Below are 7,431 nucleotides of genomic sequence, written 5' to 3'. Positions count from 1 at the left end.
CCGCCTCCCGCGGGAGGCGGAGCAGCCCGACCAGGCCCGCCCCGTCCTCGTCGCCGTGCCCGGCGGCCACACGGCGGGCCACCAGGTCCGTGTACGGCAGCAGCTCGGCGCTCACGCCCTGCCCCCCGGCCGTGCGCGGCAGTGTCCCGTTGCCCGCGGCCTGCATGGCGAGGCCGGACACCACCCCCGAGGTGTAGTCGCCGCTGCCCGGCCGCTCGGCGGTCCGGTGCACGGCCGGGGTCATGGCGGTGAGCCAGGAGGCGAGCAGCGGCGCGAGGTCACCGGGGGCGACGTCCTCCCCGTCGATCAGGGCGAAGGCGTGCGTGATCCCGGCGAACAGCCCGCTCATCGCGCTCGGCAGCGCCACGTCGTACAGCGCGGCGAACCCCGGGTCCTCGCCCACGTACCGGGTTCCGGCGGGGACGGCGGGGACGGTGGCCACGGTGAGGACGGCGACGGCGATGACGACGCGGAGGACAGGGTGACGGGCAGGGGAACGGCACGGCGGCCGGGGGCGTATCTGTGCGGGATCGACGCGGCGATGGACGTGATCGGCGGCAAGTGGAAGGTGCTGGTCCTCCGGGCGCTGCACGAACGGCCGTACCGCTTCGGCGCCCTGCGCCGGGAGCTGCCCGGGATCACCGAGAAGGTGCTCGCCTCGCGCCTGCGGGAGCCGGAGGCCGACGGCATCGTGCACCGCGAGGAGTACGACGAGAACCCGCCGCGGGTCGAGTACTCGCCGACCCCGAGGGGGACGGCGCTCGACGAGGCGCTGGAACCGCTGGGCGCGTGGGGGAGGGCGAACGTGCTGGGGAGGGCCCCGGCCGCCGGAGGGGCCGGCCCCTCGGGGACGCGGCCGGCCGAAGGCTCAGCGGCTGCCCGTCAGGTGGGCGTAGACGACGACGTTGCCCCGGTAGCCGGTGGTGCGTGAGTAGTCCCCGCCGCAGGTGATGATCCGCAGCTCCGGGCGCCCGGCCGCGCCGTACACCTTCCCGTCGGGGAAGTCCCGGGCGTCGTACACCTCGACGGCGTGCACGGTGAACACGGCGACGGTGCCGTCGCGCCGGTCCACCTCGACGGTGCCGCCCTTGCGCAGCGCGCCCAGGGAGTAGAAGACGGCGGGGCCCTCGGCGTTGTCGACGTGGCCCGCGACGATCGCGGTGCCCGTCTCGCCGGGAGTGGTGCCGGCCTCGTACCAGCCGGCCAGGTTCGCCCGTCCGGGCGGCGGCACGTCGAGACTGCCGGTGCCGGTCAGCCCGAGGCCCGTCAGGGGCGCATCCACGCCGATCGCGGGGATGCGGATCCGGTCGGGCGGGGAGGGCGGCAGGGCGAAGGCCCGCCCCGGGGGGCGTCCGGAGCCCCTTCCGGCGCCGTCCTCGGCGGACGCCGAGTGCGCCTGGGCGGCGGACGGCTGGGGCGGGGCGTGCGTCGCGGCCCCGCCGACCAGCAGCCACAGGCCGCAGCACAGGGCGCACACGCTCACCGAGCCTATGACCGTGTCGCCCGGGCTCCCTGCCCGGCCGGACCCGCGGCGTGTGCGGCGCATCGCTCCCTGACCTTCCCGGTGTCGGCCCCGTGCCCCCTCCGGGCCGCGAGGGGCGTCGGGCCCGGAGGGGAGGGGACATGCGGTACGGCGGACGGGCGGCGGAGAACGCCCGTCAGATCCCGTCGCCTCTCGCCCGGCGATGCAGGAGCCAGGTACCGCCCGCGGCGGCGACGGCGAGAGCCGTCACACCGGCCGCGGTCTGCACGGGATCGGGGCCCAGAGCGCCACCGACCCCCGTCTTCACACTGCCCCGGGGATACATCTGCTGCGCGGCGGGCGTCAGCCTGACCACCAGGTCGCCGGTCACCCGCTGCCCGCCCGCGTCGCACGTCGCGACGATCTCGTACGTGCCCGGCTGCGCCCCCGGCGGCACCCGGAACCGGCCGGTCGAGTCCGGCTCGTCCGAACCCGGCGCCAGCGTGAAACGGCCGGCGCCCACGGCGGTGGCGTCGCCCGCGACCGTGTCGTCGTCGCCGCACGCCGCGGTGTTCACCGTCACCTGCGCGCCGGCCACGACCATGTCCGGGTGCAGCTCCAGGCTTCCGGCGGGCTTCCCGGCCGTCGCGCCGTGCAGGGGGCCCGCGGGGGCGGCGGACTCCTCGGCGTACACGGCGGGCGCGGCGGCCGCCACGAGCAGTCCCGCGGCGGCCGCGGCGAGCGCGGGTCCGGTCAGGCGGGCCGGGCCGGACGGCCGCCGGGCGGTATCTCGCATCGATGCTCCCTCGGGCTCACGGGACTCACGAGGGGGACCACGCCCGCGGCACCCCAGGTGCCGCCGTCAGCCGCGTCCCCACAGGTCCGAGGTAAAGGCCGGCGGGCGCGGCCCGCTTCCTGAGGGAGCGTCAGAAACGGGGTGAACGGGTGTCGGCCGGCCCCCCGCAGACCCCCCGTCCGCCCCCGTTTCGGCAGGTCACCGCCGTGTCGCAGGTCCGGCCGGGGGAAAGGAACCGATGGGTGCGCGGCACGGCGGTGAACGGGTGAGACGGGAGCGGCGGCCGGCCGGGACGGGGCTCAGGACCGGACCGTCTCCACCCGCACCGCGCACACCTTGAACTCCGGCATCCGCGACACCGGGTCCAGGACGGGGTTGGTCAGGGTGTTCGCGCGGCCCTCGCCCGCCCAGTGGAACGGCATGAACACGGTGTCGGGGCGGATCGCGGTGGTGATCCGGGCCGGTGCCACCGCCCGGCCCCGCCGGGACACCACGGCCAGCGGATCGCCCTCGGCCGCGCCGAGCCGCTCCGCGAGCCGCGGATGCAGCTCCACGAACGGGCCGGGCGCTGCCGCGTTCAGTTCGCCGACGCGCCGGGTCTGCGCGCCGGACTGGTACTGCGCCACCACCCGGCCGGTGGTCAGCAGGACGGGGTACTCGTCGTCGGGCTCCTCGGCGTTCGCGCGGTGCGCGACGGGCACGAACCGGGCCCGCCCGTCCCCGGTGGCGAACCGGTCGAGGAACAGCCGGGGCGTGCCGGGGTGCACGGCACTGCCCGGTGCCGGTGCCGGTGCCGACGCGGAGGCCGGTGCCGATGCCTCCCGCGAGGCCCCGGCCCCGGCTCCAGGCCCGGACTCGGGCCCGGACCCGGCCTGCCCGGACCCGGCCTCGGGCCCGGGCGGGAGTTCGGGCCCGGGCTGGAGTTCGGGCGCCGGGCACGGCCAGAACACGCCGTCCTCCTCCGCGAGCCGCCGGTAGCTGATCCCGGAGTAGTCCGCCGGTCCGCCCGCGCTCGCGCGGCGCAGCTCCTCGAAGACCTCCTCGGGATCGGTCGGGAACCTCTTCTCCGGGCTGGGGCCGTCCCCGAGCCGGGCGGCCAGCTCGTGCAGCACCTCCAGGTCGCCGCGCACGCCCTCCGGTGCGGGCAGCGCGCGCCGCCGCAGCAGCACCCTGCCCTCCAGGCTGGTCGTCGTGCCCGTCTCCTCCGCCCACTGGGTCACCGGCAGCACGACGTCGGCGAGCGCCGCGGTCTCCGACAGCACGACGTCGCACACCGCCAGGAAGTCCAGCGACCGGAGGCGCTCCTCGACGTGCGCCGCGCGGGGCGCCGACACCACCGGGTTGGAGCCCATCAGCAGCAGGGAGCGGATGTCCGTCCCCAGCGCGTCCAGCAGCTCGTACGCGCTGCGCCCCGGGCCGGGCAGCGTGTCGGGATCCACCCCCCAGACCCCCGCCACGTGCCGGCGGGCCGCCGGGTCGGTCAGCTTGCGGTAGCCGGGCAACTGGTCGGCCTTCTGGCCGTGTTCGCGTCCGCCCTGCCCGTTGCCCTGACCGGTCAGGCAGCCGTACCCGGACAGCGGACGGCCCGCGCGGCCGGTCGCCAGGCACAGGTTGATCCAGGCGCCCACGGTGTCGGTGCCCTTGGCCTGCTGCTCGGGTCCGCGGGCGGTGAGCACCATGGCCGCCTCCGGCTCGCAGAACAGCCGTACGGTCTCCCGCAGCAGGGGCACCGGCACGCCGGTGATCCGCTCCACGTACTCCGGCCAGTGCGCCATCGCTGCGGCCCGGGCCTCCTCCCAGCCGGTGGTGCGGTCCCGGATGTACGCCTCGTCGGCGCGTCCCCCGGCGACGACCAGGTGCAGCAGCCCCAGCGCCAGCGCGAGGTCGGTGCCGGGACGGGGCGCCAGGTGCAGGTCGGCCTGCTCGGCGGTCCTCGTGCGGCGCGGGTCGACGACGATCAGCGTGCCGCCGTTCTCCCTCAGCTCGGTGAAGTGACGCAGCGCCGGCGGCATGGTCTCCGCCGGGTTCGAGCCGACGAGGATCACGCAGCCGGTCCTCGGGACGTCCTCCAGGGGGAACGGCAGCCCCCGGTCCAGCCCGAACGCCCTGACACCCGCGGCCGCCGCGGACGACATGCAGAAACGGCCGTTGTAGTCGATCTGGGAGGTGCCCAGCACCACCCGCGCGAACTTGCCCAGCGCGTACGCCTTCTCGTTCGTCAGCCCCCCGCCGCCGAACACCCCGACCGCGTCCGCCCCGTACCCGGTGCGCGTACGGTCCAGCCCTCCGGCGATCCGGTCCAGCGCCTCGTCCCAGCCGGCGGGCACCAGCGCGCCCGTCTCCGGGGACCGCACCAGCGGCGAGGTCAGCCGCACGCCGGGGTCGAGCAGCGCCGGCGCCGTCCGCCCCTTGCCGCACAGCGCGCCCCGGTTCACCGGGAAGTCCGCGCGCTCGCTCACCCGGACGGTCCCGCCCGGCACGGGCGTCAGGTTCATCCCGCACTGCAGGGCGCAGTACGGGCAGTGCGTGGGCGTCACGGTGCTCTGCATGCCGCCCAGCGTGCGCCGCACGTGTTACGCACCGCACCGGGCCCTGTTACACCCCCGGTACGGCCACCTCCCCGGGGGCGGGCGGGCACGGTGAGGCGGGGCGGACGCCGCGGCCGGCGCCCCGGGAACTCCGGCGCCCCGGGAACTCCGGCGACCGGGAGCCCGGCGTCCGGGAGTTCGGTGGTCGGAAGCCCGGCGGTCGGGGGCCGGTGGCCGGGGTCCGAGGCCCGGAGGCCCGGCGGTCGTGCGTCGCCGTCCCGTCGGTGGCCCGGGCCCCGTCAGTAGTCCAGGTCCAGGTAGTCGATGTCGTTGAGGGTCACGTCCGACAGGCCCGGGGCGCGGCCGCCGCCGTCCTGGAAGTAGACGTCCTTGAACCCCTCGGCGATGATCCCGCGCATCTCCCGGTCACCGGCCCCCGCGGCGCGGGCGTCGAACAGGCGCCGCGCGTACGCCGGGGGGAGGTGCACGGTGAGCCGCCGGAAGCGTCCGTCGTCGGTCGTGCCGACCGGTGCGGTGTATCCGAAGCGGGCCCGGGTCTCCACCGTGATCCCGCCCGTGGCGGCGGCCTGCCGCCGCCGTCGCCTGCGCACCTGCGGCTGCCAGCGGGCCCGGACCGCGTCGTCGATCCGCGCGGCGACGTCGGCGCGGGCGTGCCTGCGGGCGCCGCGCCGGTAGCGGTTCACGGAGTCGGCGGTGACACCGATCTCCTCGGCGACGGCCTTCGCGCTGCCCAACTGCTTGATCAGGTAACGGATCTGACTCTTGAGCGTCTTCGGCGGCTCACGGGTGAAGCCCTCCCGGTCGGCCCGCTCGATGGCGTCCTCGATCTCCCCCACCGGTCACTCCCCCTCGTCCAGGACGGCGTCGCCGCCCTTGATGTGGCGGGCCGGGTTGAGGCCCTGCTCCATCAGGCCGACCGCCCACAGCATCGACCGGACGCCCTCCGGCTTCGCCAGGCCCGGCGTGGGCCCGAGGCGGAAGCCGCCGGGCTGCGGCTTGCCGGACGCCGCGTAGGGCAGGAAGTCGAGCGGGCTGTCGCCCGGCGAGGGGTAGACGACGCAGTCGGACAGCACGGCGAGCGGGTACAGGCCCGTCATCGCCGCCATGTTGCGCAGCTTGCGGTGCATGTTGACCCGCGCCCTGGAGATGACGGCGGCCCGGATGTCCGGTCGCCAGGTCGGCCGCCGCAGGGCCGGCCACCGCTCGCCCTCCCGGTAGTGACGGCCCTGCGGGCGCTCGCGCAGCTTGCCCACGCCCCCCTTGACCGTGGCCTTGACGGCGGTGAGCACGGCGGTCAGGACCGGGTCGACGTCCCGGTGGCGTGCCATCGCCGCGAGGAACTCCGCGTCCGACAGGTCCCGGGTGACGCCGAGGTCGGCGAGCGTGTCGACGTACGCCGACCTGAGCCGGTCGTGCCACGGATCCAGGTACGCGCCGGTCTCCCGGCGCAGGTACGCCTCGATCGGGTGCACGTCGTGCCCGAGCTCCTGGGCGTAGGCGACGGTGTGCGTCTGGTACCAGGCGGGCCCCGTCGGGCGCTCGCCGGACGGCGTGAACGGCGACGGCAGGCGCGGATCCTGCCCGACGTGGCTCAGGTCGACCAGCCAGGAGCCGGGGATCTTCGGGTTGAACGCCGGCGCGTGGAAGTGCTCGGGGGCGGACAGGCCGACGACCAGGCGGTTCGCGGCGGCGAGGAACGCGGTGTTCAGGTCCAGGCCGACCGCGTACGGAAGCGTGCACTCCTCGTCGGTGAGCGAGTCCACCGACCGCACCCACTGGTACGCCTCCTCGTCCAGGAACCCGCCGCTCCAGCCGGAGTCCACGACCACGGGGTGTTCGGGGGTGGCCTCCGGCGGCGCCGGATCCATCGGCTCCGTGCCCAGCGAGCCGGGATTGCGGCCGGACACCCAGTTGCCGGTCGCCCGGTCCTGCACGGCCCTCGTGGGCGGGCGCAGCGCCGTCATCAGCTCCAGCCCGGACACGGCCGTCGACCCGCGCGGGGTGATGACCCGCCGGGCGTACAGCCCGAGGACGCGGGCGACGTCGGCCGGCTCCATGTCCGCGACCCCGGGCCAGGACCGTTCGTCGAGGGCGTCCCAGGACAGGAGCGCCAGCTGCACGCACTGGCGCCGGTCACCCTGCGCCGTGCGGTAGATCCGCGCCCACGGGCCGAACCCGCGCTGCGTGAGCCGCCACTTCGCCTTCGTCACCTGCCGGACCACCGGGTGGTCCTCGGGCAGGCGCAGGGAGCGGCGCTGCTCGGGGCCCTCCAGACGCTCCGGCAGACCGAGCCGCACGGCGGCGGAGGCGGTGAGCACGATCAGCGGGTCGCCGTCCTTGCCGTGGCGGTTCAGCCGGGCGGCGCCGAGGCCGGACTCGCGCAGCGTCCACTCCACCAGCTCCGGCACGGTGGCCGCCGGGCAGTCGAGCACGAGGCCGTCCACGCCGTACGCGCAACCGTCGCCGTCCAGCACCGCGAGCGGGCCGTTCGGGAAGCGCGGGTCGTCGGCGGGCTTCGCGGTCCTCTTCGCCGCCGGACCACGCGGTGCCGTCACCGGACCACGCGACGCCGCCGCCGGGCGCGCGGCCGGGCGAGCGGGGGCGTCGCGTGGTCCGGTGACGGC

General features: G+C 76.3%; 6 protein-coding genes and 1 pseudogene. 1 reads left to right on the top strand and 6 read right to left on the bottom strand.

Annotation, left to right across the window (positions count from 1 at the left end):
• Positions 1–427, bottom strand: a pseudogene (locus AOK18_RS19560) (imine reductase family protein); the annotation flags it as partial.
• Between the two features lie 114 nt (positions 428–541).
• Here AOK18_RS19560 and AOK18_RS19555 point away from each other — a divergent pair.
• Positions 542–931, top strand: coding sequence for a winged helix-turn-helix transcriptional regulator (locus AOK18_RS19555; protein WP_055695204.1), 390 nt, complete (start codon positions 542–544; stop codon positions 929–931).
• Here the strand turns inward: AOK18_RS19555 and AOK18_RS19550 are convergent.
• The 5 genes from AOK18_RS19550 to tap all read right to left on the bottom strand — a co-directional run.
• Positions 869–1,546, bottom strand: a complete 678-nt coding sequence (locus AOK18_RS19550; RefSeq protein ID WP_055695203.1) for a class F sortase — start codon at positions 1,544–1,546, stop codon at positions 869–871. The two genes, AOK18_RS19555 and AOK18_RS19550, sit on opposite strands and share 63 nt — an antisense overlap.
• A gap of 112 nt (positions 1,547–1,658) precedes the next feature.
• Positions 1,659–2,258, bottom strand: a complete 600-nt coding sequence (locus AOK18_RS19545; protein ID WP_055695202.1) for a hypothetical protein — start codon at positions 2,256–2,258, stop codon at positions 1,659–1,661.
• A 299-nt stretch (positions 2,259–2,557) separates the two neighbouring features.
• The gene (locus AOK18_RS19540) at positions 2,558–4,807 is read right to left on the bottom strand and encodes a molybdopterin oxidoreductase family protein (protein WP_055695205.1); all 2,250 of its coding nucleotides are present in this window, start codon (positions 4,805–4,807) and stop codon (positions 2,558–2,560) included.
• A 278-nt stretch (positions 4,808–5,085) separates the two neighbouring features.
• A complete protein-coding gene (gene tpg / locus AOK18_RS19535; protein ID WP_055574788.1) occupies positions 5,086–5,643 on the bottom strand; it encodes a telomere-protecting terminal protein Tpg in 558 nt (185 codons plus the stop codon).
• A 3-nt stretch (positions 5,644–5,646) separates the two neighbouring features.
• Positions 5,647–7,431, bottom strand: a 1,785-nt coding sequence (tap, locus tag AOK18_RS19530; RefSeq protein WP_055695201.1) for a telomere-associated protein Tap, incomplete at its 5' end; no start/stop codon positions are given.

The organism is Streptomyces prasinopilosus, from assembly GCF_001419695.1.
Classification (GTDB): domain Bacteria; phylum Actinomycetota; class Actinomycetes; order Streptomycetales; family Streptomycetaceae; genus Streptomyces; species Streptomyces prasinopilosus.
Note: the sequence above shows the minus strand (reverse complement) of the source record. Positions and strands in the feature narration are given on the sequence as shown.

Bases quoted from the DNA above. Each gene is read 5' to 3' on its own strand.
- AOK18_RS19555 (WP_055695204.1), top strand. From the start codon at position 542: ATGGACGTGATCGGCGGCAAGTGGAAGGTGCTGGTCCTCCGGGCGCTG.
- AOK18_RS19550 (WP_055695203.1), bottom strand. From the start codon at position 1,546: ATGCGCCGCACACGCCGCGGGTCCGGCCGGGCAGGGAGCCCGGGCGAC.
- AOK18_RS19545 (WP_055695202.1), bottom strand. From the start codon at position 2,258: ATGCGAGATACCGCCCGGCGGCCGTCCGGCCCGGCCCGCCTGACCGGA.
- AOK18_RS19540 (WP_055695205.1), bottom strand. From the start codon at position 4,807: ATGCAGAGCACCGTGACGCCCACGCACTGCCCGTACTGCGCCCTGCAG.